This is a genomic window from Streptomyces sp. NPDC014889 (assembly GCF_043081205.1).
Lineage (GTDB): Bacteria > Actinomycetota > Actinomycetes > Streptomycetales > Streptomycetaceae > Streptomyces.
The window spans coordinates 74,466-95,953 of sequence record NZ_JBIBWH010000016.1; the positions used below are offsets into that span (position 1 = coordinate 74,466).

Sequence of the window (21,488 nt, forward strand, 5' to 3'; positions counted from 1 at the left end):
CGACTCGGCATCGGACGCGGACACCGTCACCGTCGCACTGCCCACATAGTTACCGGAAGCGTCCTTCGTACCCGACACAGTCGCCGACGTCTCCGGCGCGGTGGTGTCGCCGCCGGCTGCGGGGGTGACGACGAGCTCGCCCGTCATCGACTGGTGGCCCGGCATCGCGCAGAAGTAGCGGTACACGCCGGGCTTGAGGTTGACCTCGGCCGTGTACTTGCCCCCGTTGGAATCGAAGGGGCTCGCGAAGATGTTGAGGCTGACGTCGTTGTTGTAGTCGGAGCTCGAGACGTCGAACGTCAACGTGTGCGGCATTCCCGTGGTGTTGCCGGTCGCCGCGCTGTTCTCGAACACGATCGTCGCCGGTCCGGCCTCCGCGGTCTTGGGTGCCGACCCGTACTTCGTGTAGTCGTCGCCGGCCGTCCAGGTGAGCACCTGGTTCGCCGCCTTCTCGGCCCCCCGGCTCGTCGCCGCGTACGCGGCCGGCACGGCCAGCGAGAAGGCTGCGAGGACAACGGTCACCAGCGCCACCAGCACCGGATGTGCGCGGAATCGGTTGCGTGGCGCTGATCTGGAGAGGGGCGGATCCGTATTGGCATGGAGCAGTCTTCTGAACACCGCTGCACCTTTCGCGAATTCGCTTGTGCGGCACCGCGCAGGGACTCGCGGTCCCGTCTAGTGGATGACCAGCCGCCAGGATGAGCGCGTCGAGGGGGTGGTCTCCCGGACCCAACCTCTCTCAAAGTGCGGCAACGATGGGAAGCTACCGGCCTTTTGACTACTCGCCAAGGTCTATGACCACAATCCAACCAACTTTGACCTGAGTCTGGAAAAACTGGAGGGGCGCCCGCTACGGTGAGGCGGTCCCGAGGCGAATCCCGTTCGCCAGCCGTCCCGATCCCCGCCGTATCCGGCACATCGAGCCAAGCCGGAGGGCTGCCACCGGAGTCCGATCCGACGACCGCCCCGCCTGCCCCCCGGCCCGAACGCCCCGCGCACCACCGCTCACCGCCCTGCCGGGACGGCAGCCGTCGGCGGCGGCTCACATCACCACCACGCGACGCCTTCGGGCCCGCACGCGTTTCGAGGATTGGAGAACGATGACCGACTCAGGCGCAGGTACGAGACGCCTTTCCCGGCGGGCCTTCGCCACCGGGGCGGCCGCCGCGGCGGTCGTACCCACGGTGCTCGGCATCACCGCCACCGCCGCTGCCCCGAAGGACAAGCCGGTGGAAGGAAACGGACAAGGAAACAACAAGGGCACCGTCCGCAACCTGACGCTGTACATGGAGAAGCTGCCGAACGGGGACATGGGCTACGGCCTGAAGCCGGGCGAGGCGACGGTTCCCGGTCCGCTCATCGAGCTGACCGAGGGCGACACGATGCACATCGAGGTCGTCAACAACCTGGACGTCGCCGCCAGTCTGCACGTCCACGGCCTGGACTACGACGTCGCCAGCGACGGCACCAAGATGAACGACAGCGTGGTCGAGCCGGGCGGCCGGCGGACCTACGTCTGGAAGACCCACGCCCCTTCGAACCAGGGCGGGATATGGGACGCCGGCAGCGCCGGTTACTGGCACTACCACGACCACAACGTGGGGACCGAGCACGGCACGGGCGGCATCAAGAAGGGCCTGTACGGCCCGGTGATCGTGCGCCGAAAGGGCGACGTGCTGCCCGACAAGCAGTTCACGGTCGTGTTCAACGACATGATGATCAACAATAAGGGCGCCCACGACGCACCCACCTTCAAGGCCGTCCGCGGTGAGCGGGTGGAGTTCATCGTGATCACCCATGGGGAGTTCTTCCACACCTTCCACATCCACGGCCACCGCTGGGTGGACAACCGCACCGGGATCCTCCAGGGGCCGCAGGACGTGAGCCGGGTCATCGACACCAAGACGGTCGGCCCGGCGGACTCCTTCGGGTTCCAGGTGGTCGCGGGTGACCACGTCGGCGCGGGCGCCTGGATGTACCACTGCCACGTCCAGAGCCACTCGGACATGGGCATGGCCGGCGTCTTCCTGGTGACCGAGGCCGACGGCTCGTACCCCGGCGGCGACATGCACCACCACTAGAGGACAGCGGCGGGGCCCGACCGGACCCGCCGCCCCCAAACCACGCCCGTCGTTCCACCTGACGGTCCGACGGGCGTGTACGACTGCCGCCGGCCGGTCCTCACCCGCAAGGACCTGAGGCGAACCCGGCCTCGTTCCTCCGGCACCCGTCCTTCCCGGGCATCGTGACCGCCCACCGGGATCCCCTCGTCCGGCGCACGCCCGGGCGGGACGTCCGCGGCAGCCCTCGCTCCATCCCCTGATCACTCTTCCGTTGTCGGATCGAGTCAAGGAGCAACCATGGGCAAGAGAGACAGATTCGCCCTCTCACGACGAAGCGGTGCGCCGCCGTCTCGTCCCGCGCGGGCATCTGGTCACGCGTGGTCCTGGCGCCGCGCCGTCGTCCTGCTGTCCAGCGCCGCGCTGACCGTGGGACTGTCCACGCTGCCGGCCGTGCAGGCGAACGCGCAGCCGCCCGCGGAGAACACCGGGGGCGCCGGCGGGAGCCAGGTGAACGTCCTGGTGTTCCACGGACCGGCCGCCAAGCAGGACGACCCCGTCAAGAAGGCCGCGGCCGCGATCGAGACGCTCGGCGAGAAGAACGGGTTCAAGGTCGTCGAGTCCGATGACGCTGGTGTGTTCACCGCCGCCGGCCTCGCCAAGTACCGAGGGGTGGTGTTCCTGTCGGCCGACGGCGTGACCCTCAACGCCGAGCAGGAATCCGCGTTCCAGTCGTACATCAAGAACGGCGGCGGCTTCGTCGGCGTCCACGACGCCGCCCGGGCTCAGTCCGACTCCTCCTGGTTCACCGGGCTGATCGGCACCCGCCCCGCCCTGGGCCTGCCCGACGCCGAGAAGGTCGCCGAGAGCGCGGTCAACTCGGAGAACCCGCCGAGCGAGACCAAGGACAAGCTGTTCGACGGCAAGGACGACACCAAGTGGCTGGCCCGTACGCCGACCGCCTGGGTCACCATGAAGCTGGACAAGCCGGTCGCGGTGGTCAACTACGCGCTGACCTCCGCCAACGACTACCAGGGGCGGGACCCGAGGGACTGGAAGCTCCAGGGCTCGCAGGACGGCCAGAACTGGACAACCCTGGACACACGGAGCGGCGAGACCTTCCCGTCGCGGTTCCAGACCAGGCAGTTCCAGTTCACCAACACGCAGGCCTACCAGCACTACCGGCTGGACATCACCGCGAACAGCGGTGAGCCGCTGACCCAGCTGGCCGAGCTGCGGCTGTTCAACGCCAACCCGACGCCTCCGCAGGCCTCCAAGGTCCAGCAGGCCGTGGTCGACGTGACGGACCGCCAGCACCCGGCCAACGAGGGCCTGCCGCTCAACTGGACCCGCTCCGACCAGTGGATCAACTGGGACCCCAACCCCATCGGCAAGGTCCACACCATCGCCCAGGTCGAGGAGTGGAAGTACAAGCCGGGAGCCGGCGCCAACGGCGCGTTCCACCCGATCTCGTGGTGCCGTGACTACGACGGCGGCCGGTCCTTCTACACCGGCATGGGCCGCACCGAGGAGAGCTACACCACCGACACCAAGTTCCAGAGCCACCTCCTCGGCGCCATCCAGTGGACCACCGGCATGGTGCGCGGCGACTGCCAGGCGACCATCGCGTCCAACTACAAGACGGAGCGGCTGACGGCCCAGAACCAGGCGGGGCAGCTCGACCAGATCGGTGAGCCGCACGGTCTCACCATGGCCCCCGACGGCAAGGCCTTCTACATCGGCAAGGCCGCCTGCCCGTCCGGCCCGATCGTCGACTGGAACAACCCCAAGGTCGGCCTGGGCTGCGGCACCATCCACCAGTGGGACCCCAAGACCCAGAAGGTCAAGCTGCTCACCACGCTCGACGTGATGGGCAACCGGGGCAGCGGTAGCGAACTGGTCAAGAACGAGGAGGGCCTGGTCGGCATCACCCTCGACCCGAAGTTCGAGAAGAACGGGTGGATCTACATCTACTGGATGCCGCACGAGTCGATCGACGTCGACAAGCGGATCGGCCAGCGGACGGTCTCCCGGCTGACCTACGACTTCGCTTCCGAGTCCATCGACCAGGGCACCCGCAAGGACCTGCTGCACTGGGACACCCAGATCCACAGCTGCTGCCACGCCGGTGGCGGCATGTCCTTCGACAAGGACGGCAACCTCTACATCGGCTCCGGCGACAACAACTCCTCCGAGGGCTCCAGCGGCTACTCCGGGAACAACTGGACGCAGGACTACAAGGGCGTCTCGTTCCAGGACGCACGCCGCACCTCCGGCAACACCAACGACCTCAACGGCAAGATCATCCGTATCCACCCCGAGGCCGACGGCACCTACACCATCCCCAAGGGCAACCTCTTCCCGCCGGGTACGGCCAAGACCCGCCCGGAGATCTACGTGATGGGTGTCCGCAACATCGCGCGGCTCTCCATCGACCCGGTGCACAACTGGCTGAACGCCGGCTGGGTCGGTCCGGACGCGGGAGCCTCCAGCCCGGAGCTGGGCCCGGCCAAGTACGAGACGGCCACGGTCATCACCTCCGCGGGCAACCAGGGCTGGCCGTACTGCATGGGCAACCGGCAGCCCTACCGTGACCGCAGCAGCACCGACGCCAGCGTCCTCACCGGCTGGTACGACTGCGACCACCTCAAGAACGAGTCGCCGCGCAACACCGGCCTGGTGGACATCCCGCCGGCCCGCGACAACATGATCTGGTACTCGCCCCAGGGCGGCGGACCGGTCTTCCCCGAGCGCTCCGACGGCAGCGGCCTCCCCAGCTACGTCGACAGCGAGGCCACCTACACCCAGCCGTACCTCAAGGGCGGCGGCCAGGCCATCATGTCCGGTCCGACCTACCACCGCTCCCAGGTGGACACCAAGAGCGGTGTCGCCTGGCCGGCGTACTGGGAGGACAAGTGGTTCATCGGCGACGAGTCCAACGCCAACAACCGGGTCGCGGTGACCCTCGACCCCGACCACATCAAGGACCAGGGCGCGCCGGCCTTCGGTGAGGACGTGCGCAGCATCATCGCGCCCGGCAGCGGCGCCACCCAGCTGCAGAGCTGGATGGACGCCAAGTTCGGTCCCGACGGTGCCCTGTACATGCTCGACTACGCGGGCGGCTTCTTCAGCCTGCACAACAACCAGAAGCTCATCCGCATCAGCTACCAGGGCGGCCCGGCCACCCCGAAGCCGCAGGACGCGGGGGCGCGGGTCATCACCCAGAGCAAGCCGAAGACGGTGGCCTTCTCCAGCGCCAAGACCGGCGGTGTGGCCTGGGAGTGGGACTTCGGCGACGGCAGCAAGCCCTCGCACGAGGCCAACCCCACGCACACGTACGCCGACTACGGCACGTACCACGCGAAGCTGACGGTCACCTACGCCAACGGTGAGAAGGCCACCGCGACGCTCGACGCCAAGGCCGGCTGCCCGGCTCCCGACGCGCGGCCGACCGTCCAGCTGCTGGACACCGACACGGGCGTGACCAACCACAAGGCCGGAGGCGGCTGCACCGTCAACGACCTGATCGACGACGAGGCCTCCTGGTCGAACCACGGCGAGTTCGTCAGCCACGTCAACTCCGTGGTCAACGACCTCCGCAAGGAGGGCGTCCTCGACAACCAGGAGTCGGCGGCGATCAGCAAGGCGGCGGCGAAGTCCGAGATCGGCAAGGTCGCCGGGTACAAGTCGATCTTCGACGGGACCGCGGCGAGTCTGTCCGACTGGCGGCAGGCGGGCGCGGGTTCGTTCTCGGTCCAGCCTGACGGCACCATGCGCAGCACCGGCGGCATGGGCATGCTGTGGTACGCCAAGGAGGAGTTGAAGGACTTCTCGGTCAGGCTCCAGTTCCGGGACGTGGCTCCGGGTACGGCCAACACCAACAGCGGAGTCTTCGTCCGGTTCCCGGACCCGCGGACACCGCTGGCGGAGCGCCCGGCCGGCAGTTGCGGGACGGTGGGCTCGGCCCGCACCGCCCCGGAGTGGGTCGCGATCTACTGCGGCCATGAGATCCAGATCTACGACGGGGCCACGGGCGAGGTCCAGAAGACCGGTTCCGTCTACAACTTCAAACCGCTCGGACTGGACAAGGCGGGGGTGACCCCGAAGGGCCAGTGGAACGACTACGAGGTGCGTGCGGTCGGACAGCACTACACGATCATCCGCAACGGCGTGGTGATCAACGAGTTCGACAACACGCCCGGCAAGTCGTCGTCCCGTGCGGGTGACCCGCCCACGGACCTGCGTCAGTTCCTCAGCGGGTACATCGGGCTGCAGAACCACAGCAACACCGATCTGACCGAGTTCCGCAACATCCGGGTACGCGGTCTGTAGCCGGCCGGCAGAAGGAGCCGGGCCCGGGGCGGCAGCCCCGGGCCCGGCTCTTGCCCGTCGTCAGCCCAGTTGGAGGTCCAGCCAGTGCATGATCTCGGGGGTCACGGGGTCGGTGATGTCGGCGAACTCCTCATGTCTCTTCAGGAACTTGGCCACGTATGGGCAGACGGGCACGATCCGCTTTCTGGACTCGCGCACATCGGTGAGCGCCTCCTGGACCAGCCGGGAGGCCAGGCCCTGTCCCGCGAAGGCGTCGTCGACCTCGGTGTGGAAGAAGACGCGCTGGTCACCGTGGTCACGGTAGGCGGTCAGGCCGACGCGCGCGCCGTCCACCAGGATCTCGTAGCGGTGTTTGGCGTCTGTCCGCCGGACGGTCGTCGAACTGGAAGGCTGACTCATGGATGTTCCTCTCGGATGGGTCGGTGACTGCTTCGGACGGATCAGTGGCGCGGTGGGTTCTTGCGCGGCCTGATGACGGCGTTCGGCAGGGCGGGGGCGGGGAGCCGGTCCCCCGGGTAGCCCTCGACGGCGCCGAAGCGGTCGGAGGAGCTCTGCCACTCGTCGCGGGCCTTGGCGATATCCTCGTGGCTGCGCCCGATGAAGTTCCACCACATGACGATCTCCTCCTCGAACGGGGTTCCGCCGAGCAGGACCGTCCGCGCGATGTCGTCCGACTCGTTCGTCAGCGTCAACGCGTCGGTGCCGGGGTGGACGTAGCCCAGCTCCGCGGCGCCCACGAGGGCGCCGGACAGGCGCACGTCTCCCTGGTCGACCAGGAGGCCGTGCTCGAAGCGGGGGTCCACGGCGAGGCTGAGGGTCGCGCGCGGCTGGAGGACGATCTCGGCGCCGAGCAGGGGTGTGAAGGTCCGTACCGGGGAGGTGCGGCCGGCGAGGGCGCCCAGGAAGACCTTGATCTCGGCGCCGTCGGTCCGCGCGGGCTCGGGTGCGTAGTGCTGGAAGTCGCGGTCGGCGTCCCGGTGCTCCTCCGGCAGCGCCACCCAGAGCTGGACGCCGTGCAGGACGGTGGTCCGCGGGGTGGAGACCTCGGAGTGGCTGATGCCGTACCCGCCGGTCATCAGGTTCAGCTCGCCGGGCCGTACGCAGGCGTGGCTGCCCAGGCTGTCCCGGTGCTCGATCTCGCCGCTGAACAGCCAGCTCACCGTCTGGAGCCCGGTGTGCGGGTGCGGGGCGACGTCCATGCCGCCGGTCACCGAGACGTCGTCGGGGCCGTAGTGATCGGCGAAGCACCAAGCGCCGATCAAGGTGCGGGCGCGCTGTGGTAGCGTCCGCCGCACGGTCATCGCCCGGGGACCGCCGAGGGGCACATCACGCGAGGTCAGGACGTCGATCCGGGCCGCGTCGGTGGCCCGCTCACCGTCCGCCGGCCCGCCGCAGCGCATTTCCGCGGGTTTGGTCTCGGCGTTGCTCACCGTGGACCGCCTCCCTCAAGGTTCGTTTCATTTTCAACTATTATGCTGGATAATAGGGCTCCGGCACCGGCAGGTACACCACCTGCCACCACCACACGACAAGGGGGCCGGACGGTCCCCGGAGGAGTCCCGGATTGAGCACCCGCGCGACGGAGTCCGAGCACCGGCGGATCTTCATCGACAAGCAGAGCCCGGCCGCCCATCGCGCGCTCGTGCAGACGTCGGAAGCGGTCCGTACGGTCGCCGCAGAGGCGGGACTCGACCGGACACTCGTGGAATTGATCAACCTGCGCGTGTCGCAGATCAACGGCTGCGCCTACTGCCTCAACGTACACACCAGGGCGGCCCTGCGCGCGGGCGAGACGACGCAGCGGCTCGGCGTGCTGGCGGCCTGGCGGGACACCGAACTGTTCACCCCCGACGAGCGCGCGGCTGCTCGCGCTGGCGGAGGCGACGACGAGTCCCGGTGACGCGGCACTCCAGGAGACCGCGTACGACACGGCCCGCGAGGTGCTCACCGACGACCAGATCTCCGCCGTGATCTGGGTGGCGGTCACCATCAACGCGTTCAACCGCGTCTCGATCATGAGCAAGCACCCGGTACGACCACAGTGACCGCACCCGGGGTCCACCGGCGCCGAAACACGGAAAGGGCCGCCTCCCACGAAGGGAAGACGGCCCTCGACCTGCTGCCTCGCAAGTCGGGACGACAGGATTTGAACCTGCGACCCCTTGACCCCCAGTCAAGTGCGCTACCAAGCTGCGCCACGTCCCGGTGCGTTCGTACGGTGGTCCGCCCGAACGCGCAGGTGAACCCTACCTTACGCGGGCGGGTGGGGCCGACTTCGGGCAACGGGCCGTTTCGCGACAGGCCTTAGGTCCTGTCGCCAAATTCCCGTCGTCGCCCGAAGGGCGGCCCCGCGGCGTCTGGTGCGTGCTCTCGGCGTGCCCGGGCGGAAGTCCTCGTACTGGACGTACTCGGGCTTTCGCCCGGTGCGGCGAGAGTGCGTGCCAGGCGTCGCGGGGCAGACGGGAATTTGACGACAGGTCCTATCCCTCGGCGCCCGTGTAGAAGGCAGTGGTGCGGTCGGCGGCCTCGCGTGCGTCTGCCGGGTCCTCGCCGCTCGCGACGTTGGCCTCGCACCAACCGTCGCTGCTCTCGGCGACGAACCGGCGGCCGTCCTCGGAGCCCATCCAGGTCATGGCCTTGCCGGGATCGACCTGAGCGCCGCTCGACAGGTGGAGGGTCAGGCCGATGAGCATCATGTCCCAGCCGACCCCGACCGCGCCGGGGCCGTACTCGCCCCACTTGGTGTCGTCGATGCGGAAGAGGTGGTCCAGCTCGAAGCGGGTGCCGCCGCCGTCCCGCGCGGTCAGGCGCAGCTCGATCCAGCTCGTCTCGTCGCCGTACTCCCAGGTCGCCGCGAAGCTCTCGGGCGGGTCGCAGCGCTCGATCGTGCCGCCCGCGTTGCCCTGGAGCTGATAGCGGCCGCCCAGGCGGAGTTCACCCGTGACGGGGAGAAACCAGCGCGGGATGCGCTCGGGGTTGGTACACGCGTCCCAGACGTCCTCGACCGGGGCGTCGTAGTCCTGGCTCACGGTGACCACGCGGGCCTCGGACGCCTTGAAGCTGCGGCGGCCGACCCGGCGGTGTACGGCGTTGATCTGCTGGGTCACGTCGATCATGGGATGCTCCTCGGAGGGTCGTCGGCACCGCGCAGCCGGCGTTCGCGCCTGCCGCGGGCCAGCTCGGTGGCCAGCGCATCCAGGGGCTGGGCCCAGAAGCCGCGGAACCGGTCGAGCCAGGCGTCGACGTCCCTGAGCGGCGCGGAGTTCACCGCGTACAGCCGCCGGGCGCCCTCGGGGCGGACGGTCGCGAAACCGTTCTCCCGCAGCACCTTCAGATGCTGCGACACCGCGGGCTGCGAGATCCCGAACTCGGCGGTCACGGCCTCGCAGACCGTGCCGGAGGTCTTCTCGCCGTCCGCGAGGAGTTCCAGTATCCGCCGCCGGACGGGGTCGCCGAGGACGTCGAACGCGTGCATGGCCGCCAAGATATCACCCGCCACTTATATAAGCCACCATTGATATGCACTCCGATGCGGACCCGGGACCCGCCGGACCCGGCGCCCCCTCAGCGGGTGCGTCGAGCGGTCTCGGCGGTCTCCTGTTCGTCGTCGACGTGCTGGGCGTAGACGAGGAAGTCGTCGACCATGCGATGGAAGAGTGCCGCGAGTCGGCGCAGATCCTCCGGGGACCAGTCGGCCAGGGCCAGCTCCATGCCGCGGGCCCCGGCCTCCCGGACGCGGGAGATGGCGTCCCGGCCGAGGTCGGTGAGCTGGATGCGCTGGGCACGGCGGTCGTCGGGGTCGGGGATCCGGGTCACATGGCCGGACCGCTCCAGTTGCTGCACCGTGCGCGTGACATGGGAGGCCTCCACGCCCAGCCGGTTGGCCAGCTCCCCCGGCCGCTGCGGCTCGCAGTCGGCGATCTGCCGCAGCAGGGCGACCGCCGCACGGTCCAGTGGCACACCGGCCAGGCTCATCAGTCTCTCGTGCTGCCGGGCCCGTGTACCCAGGTAGGTGATGCGCATCAGTGCGCGCTCGATCTCGGCCACTTCGGGCGAGACGGGTCCGGTGGGCAACGATGGAGTGACCATACGGGCAACTTTACCATATCATTGCCTTACTCAAGCAATTTGCAGCGCGCCGGCCCACGTCCCTGGGACGTCCCAGCCGTCCCCTGGGACACGGGGACGGCATTGCGGGGGTGCGGCGCGGAAACGCTGGGCGGCATGTGATCGCGACGCGTGATCACAGGAACGACAGCCCGGAGGCTTCCATGATCCGACGGACCCTCACCAGCGGTGTGCTGGCCACGGTCGCGGCGCTCGCACTCCTACCCACGGCGGCCGTCGCCGCCCCGGCCGACCTCGGCTCGCGCCCGGCCGTGTCGGCGGCCGCCTCGCACCTGCCCCCCTCGCTGCTGCCCGAGCCCGCCCAGCCGGCGGGTCACGTCAACCGGTTGGCGACGCACCACCGTTCGATCCACTCCCTCGGACGCGTGGTCACGCACTACCGGGCGCTGAACGTCCGCTCCGGCCCCGGCACCCGGTACCGGGTGATCGGCTCCCGGCACGCACACCGCCTGGTGGCGCTGAAGTGCCGGACGCACGGGTCCCGGGTGGGCGGCACCCGGCAGTGGTACCGCCTCGCGCACGTGCGGGGTTACGTCTCCGCGCACTACGTGCGGGTCCGGAACACCCTGCCCTGGTGCTGACGCACCGTCACACACGGCCGAGGTGACCGGCCGGGCCCGTTCGGGGGCTGCGCGCCCCCGAACGGGCCGTCGGCTCGAGGTGTACCAGTGCCCTCGACCCGGGAAACCATCCCGACAACCGGGGCGAAACGCCCAAAGCGGGAGTGGAGTCGGGAGCAGCAGCATGCGGCAACCCCAAGGAACGGCAGCCTCACCCGGGCAGTTGACGAGAGCCCTGCGCGAGCTGCGGGACCGTACGGGTCTGAGCCTGGCGGCCCTGGCCGCGCGCACTCCGTACAGCAAGTCCGCCTGGCACCGCTATCTGAGCGGAGCCAAGCGCCCTCCCCGTTCGGCCGTGGAGGCGCTCGCCCGGCTTTCGGGCGCCGATGCCGCCCCGGCGCTGGCCCTGTGGGACGCCGTCGACGCGTTCCCTTCCGCGCCGGCCGACCCCGGAACCGGGCCCGAGGCCGACCCTGGGCGCGACTCCCAGTCCCAGGCCCGGCTCCAGGCCGAGCCCAAGCCGCGGTCAGAGTCCCAGCCTGCGTCCGGGTCCGGGCCGGAGGTTCCGCCCAGGGCGCGGGCGGGCCGGCTGACGCTGCTGACGGTTCTCGTCCTGCCCGCCGCGGTCACCGTGGTGGCCGCGGTCCTCCTCACGTCCTCCCCCGGCAGGCCGGCGGGCACCCGGGTGGTGATGGCGGCGCCACGCTGTCACGGCACCCCCTGCCAGGGCGAGTTGCCCGACGCCTCGGCCTGCGCCGGGGACGCGCGGACCCAGAGCGCCGTGGCCGGCGCGACGTACACCGTGCGGCTGCGGTACTCACCCTCCTGCCGCACCGTCTGGTCCCAGGTGCGGGTACGGGGCGCGGTCGCCCGGGAGATCTCCGTACGGGTGGGCGGGAACGTCCTGTCGGCCACCTACGCCGCCGGCGACACCAGCGGCGACACGAGCCCGATGCTCAGCGTCTCCTCGCCCCGGGGCGTGGAGGCCTGCGCCGAGGTCGAGGGGAAGCTGGCCTGCACCGGTCTGGACCCCGACGCACCGGACCACCCGTGACGGTCTCCCCGCCCCAGGAGGGGCCGGTGGGCTCAGCTCGCGGTCAGGAGGTCCTGGCGGGAGCCGCTCCGCGCGGGTCGCTTCGGGGTGCGCAGGGCCGCCCCGGAGGCACGAGTCCGCACTCGACCGCGAACGGCCCGTTCGCCGCCCCCGGAAGCGACGAAGTGTCCCCGGACCGGCGCCGATCCCCCACACTCTGTCGGCGTTCCGGCGCCCTCCGCACCGGCTAGGGTCGCGGCATGACGCACAGTTTCGTTCTGCATGTCCCCGACGCCGACCTCGTGCCCGAGCCGCTCGAACCCGAGCAGATCGTGTCCGGGACGCCCGAGGTGACCGGCAAGGTGGTGTGGGAGTCGGCGGACGGCAAGCAGGTCCGCGGGATCTGGCAGATCACCCCCGGGGTCGTCACCGACACCGAGGCGGACGAGCTGTTCGTGGTGATCAGCGGCTCGGCGACCATCCAGGTCGAGGGCGGGCCGACCCTGCACGTCGGCCCCGGCGACATGGCGGTGCTGCGCGAGGGCGACCGCACGACGTGGACGGTGCACGAGACGCTGCGCAAGGCGTACGCGATCAACCTGTGAGGCCTGCAGGGGAGTTCAGCCGGCCACCGGGTGCGGCGGCATGTTGTACGGGGTCACCACCTGGATCGCCGACAAGAGCGTCGGTCCGGCGGGCGGCAGGGCGCCGTGGGCCCGCATCACCAGGTGGCAGGCCTCCCTCAGGTCCTGGCGAAGATCGTGGTGGAGCACGGCGGACAGGCGGTGCTCGCGCAGCAGACGGGTGTTGTCCTGGTCGAGGTCGTGGGCGATGAACACCGCACACTCGCGACCGAGGTCGGCGAACGCCCGCAGGGTGGCGATGTTGCCGCCGCCGATCGAGTAGACGGCGCGGATCTCCGGGTCGCGCTCCAGGGCGGCCCGCACGAGGTCGTACTGCGTGGCGTCCAGGCCCTGCCCCTCGGCGATCTCCACCAGGGTCCGCCGGGGGTGACGGGCGCGCATGGCGCCGCGGAAGCCCATCTCGCGTTCCTCCTCGTTGCGGAAGAAGCCGCTGCTGAGGCTGGTGAGCACATTGCCGGGCCGGTCGCCGAGCCACTGGCCCATCAGGTACGCGGCCGTCGCGCCCGCCGCCCGGTTGTCGCTGCCGACGTAGCCGAGCCGGGCGCTGGCGGGCAGGTCGGTGACCAGGGTGACGACCGGGATGCCGGCCGCCACCAGCCGGCCGACCGCCGCGGTGACCTCGGGGACGTCCGGGGCCTTGAGGATCACGCCCTGCGAGCCGCGCCGCGCGATCCGGTCGAGGACGGCGACCTGCTCCCGTACCGGACCGGTCTCGCGGAAGTGGAAGCGGGAGCGCACCACGGCCGGGTGCAGGGACGGCAGTTCGGCCTCCAGGGCGGCCCGAACGGCGGTGCTGAACCGCTCGGGCGCCTGCATCACGATGTCGACCATGAAGGTCCGGCCCATCAGCCGGACCTGGGTGCGCTGCCGGTCCAGGTCGGCGATGGCCCGGCGCACCTCGCCCGCGGTGCTCTCCCGCACCCCGCCGCGGCCGTTGAGCACCCGGTCGACGGTGGCCTCGCTCAGCCCTGCCTGACGTGCTATCTCGCGGATCGGGAAGGGGTGGCCCATGCGCCGGCTCCTTGAGGGGTTTTTGATGGCTCGCCGATGGTTGTTCGAGAAGTTTGTACTGACAAGAATGACAGGGCGCGACGGCCCTCGTGACGCGACGACCGAAAGGACGACGATGTCCTCCACCTCCGTACACCGCCGTGCCTGGCTGTCCGAGCAGGACTGCGACCTCGGCTCCTTCCGCGCGCTCGTCGAGCGCGGGACCGATCCCGCCGGCTATCCGCACGCCTCGGCGGTGGACCAGGGCGTCCTCGTCTACGACGCCGAGCGCGTGCGCGGGGCCGGGGACGGCCTCTCCCTGCGGGCCGAACTGGTCCGCGCCCTGGACGAGGGCCCCGGCATCGTGGTGTTCCGGGGCGCCTTCCCCGACACCGCGGTGGTCGACCGGGCCACCGCCGTCTTCCACGCCCTGATCGCCGAGCAGCGTGCCTCGGGCGCGGGCGCCGGGGACCACTTCGCCAAGCCGGGCGCCAACGACCGGGTGTGGAACGCCCTGGAGAAGGCGGCGCTGCACGACCCGGAGACGTTCGCCGACTACTACGCCAACGACGTCCTGGCGCTGGTCGGCGAGGCCTGGCTGGGCCCCGGCTACCAGGTCACCTCGCAGATCAACGTGGTCAACCCGGGCGGCGCGGCCCAGACCGTGCACCGCGACTACCACCTGGGCTTCCTGGCGAACGAGGTCGCCGCCGCCTACCCGGCGCACGTCCACCGGCTCTCCCCCGTGCTGACCCTCCAGGGCGCGGTCGCCCACTGCGACATGCCCGTGGAGTCCGGACCCACGATGTACCTGCCGTACTCGCAGCGGTACGAGCCGGGCTACCTCGCCTGGCGACTGCCCGCGTTCCGGGCCTACTTCGAGGACCACCACGTGCAACTGCCGCTGGCCAAGGGGGACGCCGTCTTCTTCAACCCGGCGCTCTTCCACGCCGCCGGGACGAACCGGTCGGCGGACGTCCGGCGCATGGCCAACCTGCTCCAGGTCTCCTCCGCCTTCGGGCGCGCGATGGAGACCGTCGACCGCGAGGCCGTCGCGGGCGCCGTCTTCCCCGTGCTGCTCAAGCGCAAGGCGGAGGGCGCCGACGCCGCGTGGCTGGACCGGGTCGTCGCCGCGAGCGCCGAGGGCTACCCGTTCCCCACCAACCTGGACAGCGATCCGCCGGTCGACGGTCTCGCCCCGCCCTCGCAGGCGGACCTCGTACGGCGGGCGGTACGCGAGGAGTGGACGCCGGCCGCGCTCCGCGCGGAGCTGCGGTCCGCCGCCGAGCGGCGCGAGAGCTGAGGACGGTCATGGGACTTCTCGGCAAAGCCGCGGACGGCCTGCTGCACGGCAAGGTCGTCCTCGTCAACGGCGGCAGCCAGGGTGTGGGGGCCGCGATCGCGCGGGCCGCCGTCCGCGAGGGCGCCGTGGTCGCCGTGTCCGGGCGGCGGACCGAGCCCGGCGAGGCACTGGTGGCGGAGCTGACGGCCGCCGGGGGCACGGCGGTGTTCGTCCGGGCCGACCTCGCCGACGCGGAGCAGGCCAAGGGGTCGGTGGAGCGGGTGGTCACCGCGCACGGACGGATCGACTGCCTGGTCAACTCCGCGGGGCTGACCTCGCGCGGCACGCTCCTCGACACCACGCCCGAGCTGTTCGACGCGCACATCGCGGTCAACCTCAAGGGGCCGTTCTTCGCGATGCAGGCGGCGGTGGCCGACATGGTGCGGCGCGGGGCCCCGGGCACGGTCGTCAACATCATCACGTCCTCGGCGCACGGCGGGCAGCCGTTCCTGGCCCCGTACGTCGCCGCCAAGGCCGGCCTGATGGGGCTGACCCGCAACGCCGCGCACGCCCACCGCTTCGACCGGGTGCGGATCAACGGCCTGAACATCGGCTGGACCGCGACCGAGGGCGAGGACGCCACCCAGCGCGCCTTCCACGGCGCCGGCGACGACTGGCGGGAGCGGGCCGCCAAGCGGCTGCCGATGGGCAAGCTCGGCCAACCGGACGAGATCGCCGACTTCGTGGTCCTGCTGCTGTCCGAGCGGTCCGGGGTGGTCACCGGTTCGGTGATCGACTGGGACCAGAACGTGCTCGGCGGACTGGACTGAGGCGCACCGAACCGACGTACTGCCGCACCACCACGCACCACCCACGCACCCAAGGAGCATCAGCCCCCATGCGCATCGGAATTCTCGGCCTCGGCCGGATCGGCGCCTTCCACGCCGAGACCCTCTCCGGACTCGACGCGGTCGAGTCGCTCGTCGTCGCCGACCCGTTCACGGACGCCGCCAAGGCCGCCGCCGAGCGGTTCGGGGCCGAGGTGGCCGACTCGCCCCGGGCGGTGCTGGCCGCCGGGGTGGACGGCGTCGTCGTGGCCGCGGCGACCGACGCGCACCCGGCGCTGATCCTCGCCGCCGTCGACGCCGGTGTCCCCGTCTTCTGCGAGAAGCCGGTGGCCCGCACCATGACGGAGGGAGCCGAGGTCCTCAAGGCGGTCCAGGACGGCGACGTGCCCGTGCAGATCGGCTACAACCGCCGCTTCGACGCCGGTTTCGCCGCCGCCCGCGCCGCCGTGCGGGCGGGCGAGCTGGGCAGGCTGCACACCGTGCGGTCCACCACGCTCGACCCGGCGCCGCCGCCGGCCGCGTACATCGCCTCCTCCGGCGGGATCTTCCGGGACTGCTCGGTGCACGACTTCGACATCATCCGCTGGGTGACCGGGCGGGAGGTGGCCGAGGTGTACGCCGTCGGCGGCAACCGGGGCGCCGGCTACATCAGGGAGGCGGGCGACGCCGACACCACCGGCGCCGTGCTCACACTGGACGACGGCACGATCGCGGTGGTCTCCAACAGCCGCCACAACGCCCGCGGTTACGACGTCCGGATGGAGCTGCACGGCTTCGAGGACTCGATCGCCGTCGGCCTGGACGACAAGCTGCCGGTGCGCTCGGTCGAACCCGGGGTGACCTTCCCCGCCGGCACCCCGCACGACTTCTTCATGGACCGCTTCGCCGCCGCCTACCGCGCCGAACTCACCGCGTTCACCGAGGTCGTGGCCGGCCGGCTGCCCTCCCCGTGCACGGTCGCGGACGCCCTGGAGGCCGGCTGGATCGCCGAGGCCTGCACCCTGTCCTTCCACGAACACCGCCCGGTACGCGTCGAGGAGGTACGGACGGTTTGATCCGGTCCACCGGGCGCCACCGGGCCGTAAGCGTCCTCAGGGCTGCGGGCCCGTGCTCGCCAGGGCGGCGCGTTCGCGGGCCGCGCGGACCGCTGCCGTCAGGGTGGTGATGTCGTAGGCGCCGTGGTGGCGGCGGCCGTTGATGAAGAAGGTCGGGGTGCCGGACACGGCGCTGAGGTCGGCCGACTCCACGTCGTCGGCCACCCGTTGCGCGCCCGCCCGCTCCCGCAGGTCCCGGCGGAAGCGGTCCATGTCGAGGCCGACCCGCTCGGCGTGGCGCAGCAGGTCCCTGGGGCTCAGGTCGCCCTGGTGGCTGATCAGGACGTCGTGCAGCTGCCAGAAGCGGCCCTGGCGCGCGGCGGCCTCCGCGGCCTCGGCGGCGAGCTGCGCGTTCGGGTGGACGTCGGTCAGCGGCAGGTGCCGCCAGACGTAGCGCACGTCGTCGCCGAAGTCGGCGAGCAGCTCCCGCACGACCGGCTCGGCGAGTCCGCAGTACGGGCACTCGTAGTCGCCGTACTCGACCAGGGTGACCGGCGCGTCGAGCGGCCCGCGGACGTGGTCGCGCTCGGGGTCGACGGGTTCGCCGAGGTCGACGATGACCCGGCCGCGGCCCAGCAGCGCGCGGGCCCGGCTGCGCGGGGGCAGCAGGGAGAGGACCCCGGTCACCAGCCAGGTGACGGCGAAGGAGCACAGGACGGTCGCCAGGATGCCGATCTTCGCCTCCTCCAGGCGGGGCCCGCGGAAGGCGAGGGTGGCGATCAGCAGGGACACGGTGAAGCCCACCCCGGCCAGACCGCCGCCCGCGGCGATCGCGCCCCAGCCGATCGGCGGGCGCAGCCGGCCGCGGCTGAGCCGTACGGCGAGCCAGGTGGAGCCGACGACGCCGATCGGCTTGCCGAGCACGTAGCCGAGCAGGATGCCGAGGGTGACGGGCGAGGTGAAGGCGTCCGCGAGCCGGGCAGCGCCGAGTGGGAGACCGGCGTTGGCCAGCGCGAACAGCGGCACGATCAGATAGCTGGTCCAGGGGTGGAGCATCCGCTGGAGTCGCTCGTTGGGCGACAGCGCGGTGGCCAGGCCCCGGCGCAGGGTGCGTTCCAGCTCGGGTGTGGGCTGCTCGCGGAAGCGCCGGAAGAGCCGGCTGGCGCGTTCCAGGGCGTGCCGCTGGGCGGGGTGGGCGTAGGTGAGCAGGCCCATGACCAGCCCGCTGACCACCGGATCGACGCCGGAGCGCAGCAGCGCGCCCCACAGGACGAGGGCGACCAGCGCGTACACGGCGGAGATCCGTACGCCGGCCACACGCATCGCGAGCAGCACGGCGAGGACGCCGATCGCGGTGAGCAGGGCGGGCACGTAGAGGGTGCCGCTGTAGGCGAAGGCGATGACGGCGAGCGCGAGGAAGTCGTCGGCGACCGTCACGCCGAGCAGGAAGACGCGCAGGCCGCCGGGGAGCCGGGAGCCGAAGACGGCGAGGATGCCGAGCGCGAACGCCGTGTCGGTGGACATGGCCGCGCCCCATCCGGGCGCGGTGGCGTGGCCCGCGTTGACGGCCAGGTAGATCGCCACGGGCACGGCCATGCCGCTGATCCCGGCGATCGCCGAGAGGGCGAGCCGTCTGCGCTCTCTCAGCTCCCCGATGTCGAACTCCCGGCGGGCCTCCAGGCCGACGACGAAGAAGAACAGCGCCATCAGGCCGCTGTTGATCCACTCCCGCAGTCCCAGGGAGACCCCGGTCGAGCAGACCAGGAGCGACACGTGGGTGCGCCAGAACGACTCGTACGTGCCGGGCGAGGCGTTGGCCCACACCAGCGCGGCGACGGCGGCGGCGAGCAGCACCGCGGCGCTGCCGGTCTCGGTGCGCAGGAAGGTGCGCAGCGGGCCGTGCGCGCCGGCGCCGCAGGCGGTCTGCCCGCTCATGGGCGGCGGTGCCGGAGGTGTGGTCGGGTTCCGGGACACGTCGTCAGTCCGTGGAGCGGCCGGTCACCGGGCGGCCGTCCGGGCCGGCAGGTCGAAGACGTGTCCCGGGGTGACGATCTTCGTGATCGCCTGGCCGAGCAGGGTGCTGGGCTCGGTCCCCGCCTCGGCGATGTCGCTGTTCAGCAGGACGACGAGGGTCGTGCGCGCCGAGGGGAGGTAGACCGTGAGGGACTCGTAGCCCGGCAGGGAGCCGTTGTGGCCGATCCAGCCGCGCACATCGAAGATGCCGAGGCCGTACGCGGCGCCGGGGACCGAGGTCGGGGATGCGGTGAGCCGCTGCTTCTGGGAGGCGGGGCTGATGAGCCTGCTGCCGTCGGGCAGGACGCCCGTGGCGACGGTGCGCGCCCAGACGCGCAGGTCGTCGAGGTTGGAGACCATCGCCCCGGCCGCCCAGGCCCAGGAGGGGTTCCAGCCGGTCGCGTCGCGCACCTCTCCGTTCGCCGTCTGGTTCGTGTAGCCGTGCGCGTGCGGGCGCGGGAACTGCGCCCCGGCCGGGAAGAAGGTCTCGTCGAGCCCGGCCGGGCGCAGTACGTGGGTGGCGATGTAGTCCGCGAGCGGCCGGCCGCCGGCCTTCTCGACGACCAGGCCCAGCAGGATGAGGTTGGTGTTGCTGTAGTCGAACTTCCGGCCGGGCGGGAAACGCGCGGTGTGCTTGAAGGCGTAGGAGAGCAGCTGGTGCGGGGTGAACGTCTGGCGCGGATTCGAGGTCAGCGCCTTGCGGAAGCCTGCGTCCGCCGTGTAGTCGAACAGTCCGCTGCGCATTCCGGCGAGCTGCCGCAGGGTGATGTTGTTCCCGTTCGGCACGCCGGCGACGTATGTGCCGACGGGGTCGTCCAGGCGCACCTTGTGCCGGTCCACGAGGTGCAGCAGCGCCGTCACGGTGAAGGTCTTGGTCTCGCTGCCGATCCGCATGTACAGCTCGGGCGACATCTTCCGCCCGGTGCTCTTGTCGGCGACGCCGAAGGACTTGACGTACTCCCCCTGGTCCGGCGTCCACAGCCCCACGGTCACCCCGGGCACGCCCGCCTGCCGCATGACGCGCAGCACGGCCTGGTCGAGCTGCCGGACCACGCCGGGGCTCAGTTTGCGCACCCCGGTCGGTGACATGCCCGGGGGCGCGGTGACGGTCACGGCGCCGGGGCGGGCCGCGGGACCCGCGGAGGCGGTCCCGCCGGCGAGCGGCACCACGAGGACGCCGACGGCGGTCGCGGTGACGACAGCCCGTCGCAGTCGTGGACACGCGTGGGTCATGCGCCGGCTCCAAACGCCTGGGAACGAGCCCGCGCCCGTCCCGGACGAGCGGGTGACGAGGGAGACCGCCCACGCTTCCGCGGCGACCCGCGCCGCCCATCAGCTTAGAAGCGCGGACACGGGCCCGCCTGTCGGCGCCGGTGAGCTGCCCGGGCCGCGGGAGGCCCTGCATCCCGCCCGGACGGGGTGTCAGATCACGGCGAGCCGGTCCACCAGCAGTTCTACCCTGCGCTCGGCGTCCCCCCGCGGCAGCCGTCCCGCCCGGGTCAGGGTGGCCAGCCCGTGCACGGCCGCCCAGAACACCTCGGCGAACAGCCCCGGGTGGACGCCGTCCCCGGCGACCTCGCCGAGGCTTTCCAGCAGGGCGGCGAAGGCGTCCTTCAGCGGCTCCGGGGTGTCCTCCTGCGCGAACGCCAAGCCGCCGTCGAGCTGGAACATGGCGTCGTAGACCGCCGGGTTGCGCTCGGCGAAGTCGAGGTAGGCGCGGGCGAGGGCGGTGACCCGGGCGCGCGGGCCGTCCGCGGCGGAGGCCGCGGCCCGCAGCGCCACGGCCATCTCGGCGGCACCCTCGAGGGCGACGGCGCCGATGATCTCGCGCTTGCCGCGGAAGTGGCTGTAGAGGACGGGCTGGCTGTATTCGATGCGCTCGGCGAGCCGGCGGGTGGTGACCGCGTCCCAGCCCTGCCGCTCGGCGAGTTCGCGGGCCGTCGCCACGATGAGGCGCTCGCGGTTCGCCCGTTCGCGCTGCTTGCGTTCCTGTACCGACATGACCCCATCCTAGCATCGCTAGACAATCGATCGGCAGTAGTACTAACGTTGCCTCGGCAGCTAGCAGCACTAGATCCCAGGGGGCATCATGCTCAAGGCACTCGAGGTCTTCACCATCGTGGTCGTCGGCCTGATGGTGGGGGTGGAGTTCTCCGTCGCCTTCGTCATCAACCCGATCCTGAACGGACTCCCCGGCGACAGCGGCCTGCGCGGCCGCACCCACGGGGGCCGGATGCTCGGCGCCGTGATGCCGTTCTGGTACATCGGCTCGCTCGTCCTCGTCGCGGCCTGGGCCATCGCCGGATGGCATCACCACGGCACCGGCCTCGTCGTCGCGGCCGCCGCGCTGCTGATCCTGAGCGTGATCATGTCGCTCCTGCTGCTCGTCCCGATCAACAACCGGGGCAAGACGTGGACCCCCGAGAACCTGCCCGAGGACTGGAAGGAGCAGATGAACCGCTGGGACCGCTTCCACTACGTCCGCGTCGCCGTCATCGTCGCCGCCTTCGCCCTGCTGGCCGCCGCCCTCGCCTGAGCCCGCGGGCCCGGCGTGGGGCCGCACG

Annotated in this window: 19 protein-coding genes, 1 tRNA gene and 1 pseudogene; 10 read left to right on the forward strand and 11 right to left on the reverse strand. The window is 71.2% G+C overall.

Annotated elements, in window-relative coordinates; all coding sequences use genetic code 11:
* The coding region (locus ACF09J_RS28890; protein WP_392308382.1) for a plastocyanin/azurin family copper-binding protein at nucleotides 1-522 on the reverse strand (522 nt) is incomplete at its 3' end.
* A 578-nt stretch (nucleotides 523-1,100) separates the two neighbouring features.
* Here ACF09J_RS28890 and ACF09J_RS28895 point away from each other — a divergent pair.
* Together ACF09J_RS28895 and ACF09J_RS28900 are read left to right on the forward strand one after the other, a co-directional pair.
* Complete coding sequence (locus ACF09J_RS28895; RefSeq protein WP_392308383.1) at nucleotides 1,101-2,081, forward strand: multicopper oxidase domain-containing protein; 981 nt, start codon at nucleotides 1,101-1,103, stop codon at nucleotides 2,079-2,081.
* A gap of 279 nt (nucleotides 2,082-2,360) precedes the next feature.
* Entirely contained in the window at nucleotides 2,361-6,392 is a 4,032-nt protein-coding gene (locus ACF09J_RS28900; RefSeq protein ID WP_392308384.1) for a ThuA domain-containing protein, read from the forward strand.
* Nucleotides 6,393-6,452: 60 nt separating this feature from the next.
* Here ACF09J_RS28900 and ACF09J_RS28905 read toward each other — a convergent pair whose 3' ends face one another.
* Nucleotides 6,453-6,791: a GNAT family N-acetyltransferase gene (locus tag ACF09J_RS28905; protein ID WP_392308385.1), complete on the reverse strand. Its 339-nt coding sequence runs from the start codon at nucleotides 6,789-6,791 to the stop codon at nucleotides 6,453-6,455.
* A 41-nt stretch (nucleotides 6,792-6,832) separates the two neighbouring features.
* The gene (locus tag ACF09J_RS28910; RefSeq protein ID WP_392308386.1) at nucleotides 6,833-7,822 is read right to left on the reverse strand and encodes a pirin family protein; all 990 of its coding nucleotides are present in this window, start codon (nucleotides 7,820-7,822) and stop codon (nucleotides 6,833-6,835) included.
* Nucleotides 7,823-7,956: 134 nt separating this feature from the next.
* On the opposite strand from ACF09J_RS28910, the pseudogene ACF09J_RS28915 reads away from it, so the two are divergent.
* A pseudogene (locus ACF09J_RS28915) lies at nucleotides 7,957-8,437 on the forward strand (carboxymuconolactone decarboxylase family protein).
* A gap of 86 nt (nucleotides 8,438-8,523) precedes the next feature.
* Here ACF09J_RS28915 and ACF09J_RS28920 read toward each other — a convergent pair.
* From ACF09J_RS28920 to ACF09J_RS28935, 4 genes are all read right to left on the reverse strand, one after another.
* Nucleotides 8,524-8,597, reverse strand: a tRNA-Pro gene (locus tag ACF09J_RS28920).
* Between the two features lie 275 nt (nucleotides 8,598-8,872).
* Nucleotides 8,873-9,508 carry an SRPBCC family protein gene (locus ACF09J_RS28925; protein WP_392308387.1) on the reverse strand — a complete coding sequence of 212 codons (636 nt, stop codon included), beginning with the start codon at nucleotides 9,506-9,508 and terminating at the stop codon, nucleotides 8,873-8,875.
* The gene (locus ACF09J_RS28930) at nucleotides 9,505-9,867 is read right to left on the reverse strand and encodes an ArsR/SmtB family transcription factor (protein WP_392308388.1); all 363 of its coding nucleotides are present in this window, start codon (nucleotides 9,865-9,867) and stop codon (nucleotides 9,505-9,507) included. The genes ACF09J_RS28925 and ACF09J_RS28930 overlap by 4 nt, the downstream gene beginning before the upstream one ends.
* Before the next feature lie 89 nt (nucleotides 9,868-9,956).
* A complete protein-coding gene (locus ACF09J_RS28935) occupies nucleotides 9,957-10,481 on the reverse strand; it encodes a MarR family winged helix-turn-helix transcriptional regulator (RefSeq protein ID WP_392308389.1) in 525 nt (174 codons plus the stop codon).
* Between the two features lie 182 nt (nucleotides 10,482-10,663).
* On the opposite strand from ACF09J_RS28935, the gene ACF09J_RS28940 reads away from it, so the two are divergent.
* The 3 genes from ACF09J_RS28940 to ACF09J_RS28950 all read left to right on the forward strand — a co-directional run bounded on the left by ACF09J_RS28940 (nucleotide 10,664) and on the right by ACF09J_RS28950 (nucleotide 12,718).
* Entirely contained in the window at nucleotides 10,664-11,101 is a 438-nt protein-coding gene (locus tag ACF09J_RS28940) for an SH3 domain-containing protein (protein WP_392308390.1), read from the forward strand.
* A gap of 163 nt (nucleotides 11,102-11,264) precedes the next feature.
* On the forward strand, nucleotides 11,265-12,134 hold the full coding sequence (locus tag ACF09J_RS28945; RefSeq protein ID WP_392308391.1) for a DUF2690 domain-containing protein: 870 nt from the start codon (nucleotides 11,265-11,267) through the stop codon (nucleotides 12,132-12,134).
* 239 nt (nucleotides 12,135-12,373) lie between these two features.
* Complete coding sequence (locus tag ACF09J_RS28950; RefSeq protein WP_392308392.1) at nucleotides 12,374-12,718, forward strand: cupin domain-containing protein; 345 nt, start codon at nucleotides 12,374-12,376, stop codon at nucleotides 12,716-12,718.
* A gap of 15 nt (nucleotides 12,719-12,733) precedes the next feature.
* Here the strand turns inward: ACF09J_RS28950 and ACF09J_RS28955 are convergent, their stop codons facing one another.
* Complete coding sequence (locus ACF09J_RS28955) at nucleotides 12,734-13,768, reverse strand: LacI family DNA-binding transcriptional regulator (RefSeq protein WP_392308393.1); 1,035 nt, start codon at nucleotides 13,766-13,768, stop codon at nucleotides 12,734-12,736.
* Nucleotides 13,769-13,883: 115 nt separating this feature from the next.
* Between ACF09J_RS28955 and ACF09J_RS28960 the strand changes: the two genes are divergently transcribed.
* The 3 genes from ACF09J_RS28960 (at nucleotide 13,884) to ACF09J_RS28970 (ending at nucleotide 16,932) form a co-directional block, all read left to right on the forward strand.
* Nucleotides 13,884-15,050, forward strand: a complete 1,167-nt coding sequence (locus ACF09J_RS28960) for a phytanoyl-CoA dioxygenase family protein (RefSeq protein ID WP_392308394.1) — start codon at nucleotides 13,884-13,886, stop codon at nucleotides 15,048-15,050.
* Between the two features lie 8 nt (nucleotides 15,051-15,058).
* On the forward strand, nucleotides 15,059-15,859 hold the full coding sequence (locus tag ACF09J_RS28965) for an SDR family oxidoreductase (protein ID WP_392308395.1): 801 nt from the start codon (nucleotides 15,059-15,061) through the stop codon (nucleotides 15,857-15,859).
* A 68-nt stretch (nucleotides 15,860-15,927) separates the two neighbouring features.
* On the forward strand, nucleotides 15,928-16,932 hold the full coding sequence (locus tag ACF09J_RS28970; protein ID WP_392308396.1) for a Gfo/Idh/MocA family oxidoreductase: 1,005 nt from the start codon (nucleotides 15,928-15,930) through the stop codon (nucleotides 16,930-16,932).
* 36 nt (nucleotides 16,933-16,968) lie between these two features.
* Here the strand turns inward: ACF09J_RS28970 and nhaA are convergent, their stop codons facing one another.
* From nhaA to ACF09J_RS28985, 3 genes are all read right to left on the reverse strand, one after another.
* A complete protein-coding gene (gene nhaA, locus ACF09J_RS28975; protein WP_392308397.1) occupies nucleotides 16,969-18,846 on the reverse strand; it encodes a Na+/H+ antiporter NhaA in 1,878 nt (625 codons plus the stop codon).
* A gap of 63 nt (nucleotides 18,847-18,909) precedes the next feature.
* Entirely contained in the window at nucleotides 18,910-20,157 is a 1,248-nt protein-coding gene (locus ACF09J_RS28980) for a serine hydrolase domain-containing protein (RefSeq protein ID WP_392308398.1), read from the reverse strand.
* 189 nt (nucleotides 20,158-20,346) lie between these two features.
* Complete coding sequence (locus ACF09J_RS28985) at nucleotides 20,347-20,925, reverse strand: TetR/AcrR family transcriptional regulator (RefSeq protein ID WP_392308399.1); 579 nt, start codon at nucleotides 20,923-20,925, stop codon at nucleotides 20,347-20,349.
* 88 nt (nucleotides 20,926-21,013) lie between these two features.
* On the opposite strand from ACF09J_RS28985, the gene ACF09J_RS28990 reads away from it, so the two are divergent.
* Nucleotides 21,014-21,460 (forward strand): anthrone oxygenase family protein, encoded by a 447-nt coding sequence (locus ACF09J_RS28990; protein WP_392308400.1) that lies wholly within the window; start codon nucleotides 21,014-21,016, stop codon nucleotides 21,458-21,460.
* The last annotated feature ends 28 nt before the right edge of the window (nucleotides 21,461-21,488 follow it).

Bases quoted from the DNA above. Each gene is read 5' to 3' on its own strand.
- ACF09J_RS28895 (WP_392308383.1), top strand. From the start codon at position 1,101: ATGACCGACTCAGGCGCAGGTACGAGACGCCTTTCCCGGCGGGCCTTC.
- ACF09J_RS28900 (WP_392308384.1), top strand. From the start codon at position 2,361: ATGGGCAAGAGAGACAGATTCGCCCTCTCACGACGAAGCGGTGCGCCG.
- ACF09J_RS28905 (WP_392308385.1), bottom strand. From the start codon at position 6,791: ATGAGTCAGCCTTCCAGTTCGACGACCGTCCGGCGGACAGACGCCAAA.
- ACF09J_RS28925 (WP_392308387.1), bottom strand. From the start codon at position 9,508: ATGATCGACGTGACCCAGCAGATCAACGCCGTACACCGCCGGGTCGGC.
- ACF09J_RS28930 (WP_392308388.1), bottom strand. From the start codon at position 9,867: ATGCACGCGTTCGACGTCCTCGGCGACCCCGTCCGGCGGCGGATACTG.
- ACF09J_RS28935 (WP_392308389.1), bottom strand. From the start codon at position 10,481: ATGGTCACTCCATCGTTGCCCACCGGACCCGTCTCGCCCGAAGTGGCC.
- ACF09J_RS28940 (WP_392308390.1), top strand. From the start codon at position 10,664: ATGATCCGACGGACCCTCACCAGCGGTGTGCTGGCCACGGTCGCGGCG.
- ACF09J_RS28945 (WP_392308391.1), top strand. From the start codon at position 11,265: ATGCGGCAACCCCAAGGAACGGCAGCCTCACCCGGGCAGTTGACGAGA.
- ACF09J_RS28950 (WP_392308392.1), top strand. From the start codon at position 12,374: ATGACGCACAGTTTCGTTCTGCATGTCCCCGACGCCGACCTCGTGCCC.
- ACF09J_RS28955 (WP_392308393.1), bottom strand. From the start codon at position 13,768: ATGGGCCACCCCTTCCCGATCCGCGAGATAGCACGTCAGGCAGGGCTG.
- ACF09J_RS28960 (WP_392308394.1), top strand. From the start codon at position 13,884: ATGTCCTCCACCTCCGTACACCGCCGTGCCTGGCTGTCCGAGCAGGAC.
- ACF09J_RS28965 (WP_392308395.1), top strand. From the start codon at position 15,059: ATGGGACTTCTCGGCAAAGCCGCGGACGGCCTGCTGCACGGCAAGGTC.
- ACF09J_RS28970 (WP_392308396.1), top strand. From the start codon at position 15,928: ATGCGCATCGGAATTCTCGGCCTCGGCCGGATCGGCGCCTTCCACGCC.
- nhaA (WP_392308397.1), bottom strand. From the start codon at position 18,846: ATGAGCGGGCAGACCGCCTGCGGCGCCGGCGCGCACGGCCCGCTGCGC.
- ACF09J_RS28980 (WP_392308398.1), bottom strand. From the start codon at position 20,157: ATGACCCACGCGTGTCCACGACTGCGACGGGCTGTCGTCACCGCGACC.
- ACF09J_RS28985 (WP_392308399.1), bottom strand. From the start codon at position 20,925: ATGTCGGTACAGGAACGCAAGCAGCGCGAACGGGCGAACCGCGAGCGC.
- ACF09J_RS28990 (WP_392308400.1), top strand. From the start codon at position 21,014: ATGCTCAAGGCACTCGAGGTCTTCACCATCGTGGTCGTCGGCCTGATG.